The organism is Francisella sp. XLW-1, assembly GCF_008711455.1.
GTDB classification, from domain to species: domain Bacteria; phylum Pseudomonadota; class Gammaproteobacteria; order Francisellales; family Francisellaceae; genus Francisella; species Francisella salimarina.
This window is the reverse complement of the sequence record NZ_VXKP01000021.1, coordinates 1-1,084: the sequence shown is the minus strand read 5'-3', so window position 1 is coordinate 1,084 and position 1,084 is coordinate 1. Positions and strand designations below refer to the sequence as shown.

Genomic DNA, 1,084 nt, shown 5'->3' with positions numbered 1-1,084 from the left:
AATCATTCCACATTATTAGATAATTACATACAAATATTAAAATATTTTGTATTTAATGTTCAAAGCCAAGAAACATCTAAGTTTGCAATCACTTATAGATGGATTTAAATCTACAATTAGTAATTTACCAGATAATAGACGAGCTGCTAGTGTAAATTATCAAATTAGTGATGCTGCTTTATCTACTCTTGCCTGTATGTTTTACAAGTCATCTAGCTTATTAAAATATCAAAGATTAATGCAAAAGCGACAATATAAAAATAATCTTCAAACACAGTTTGGAGTTTCAGAAATACCTAGCGATAACCAACTGAGAACTATCATATCAAATATTCAATATGATAAGTTTCAACCAATATTTAATAATTACTTAAACCGTTTACAACGAGGTAAACACTTATCTAAGTTTAGATTTGAGGATAAATATCTTGTAGCATTAGATGCTACACAATATCATTCATCTGAAACTATAAAATGTGAAGAGTGTTTACAAAAGAAAAAACGTAATGGTAGAGTAGAATATAGTCATCAAGCATTACAAGCTATAATATGCCATCCAGATCAAAAACAAATATTTCCATTAATGCCAGAACCCATTAAAAATACTGATGGTGATGAGAAGCAAGACTGTGAAATAAATGCTGCTAAACGTTTATTACCAAAGCTTAGGTCACAGCACCCAAGAATGAACTTTATATGGTTAGCAGATAGTATATATGCTACCAAGCCCTTTATAGAATCAGTAACACAAAATGGAGAAGGTTATATATTTAGAATAAAACAAGGTAATCATAAATATTTATATGAGTGTTTAGATAGCTCTGAATATCAAAGCCATAAGATCACTATGGGCAATACATCTATTGCATACAGATGGTATTATGACATACCTTTAAATAAAGACTCAAAAACAAAGGTTAGTGTAGTTAAAGCTTTTACGATTAGCAAAGACAAAGATGGTAAACAAAAATCGACGATTGCTGGAGTATGGGCAACTAATTTGAATGTTGATAAGAGCAATGTAGCACAGATAACTAAGGCTGCAAGAGCTAGATGGCGTATAGAAAATCAGTGCTTTAATACT

Annotated in this window: 1 protein-coding gene; it reads left to right on the top strand. The window is 30.3% G+C overall.

Going from position 1 to position 1,084, the window contains the following annotated elements:
• Window positions 1-55: 55 nt before the first annotated feature.
• Window positions 56-1,084 (top strand): hypothetical protein (locus F3D59_RS09880; RefSeq protein ID WP_150464772.1); only part of this gene is annotated, 1,029 nt, incomplete at its 3' end.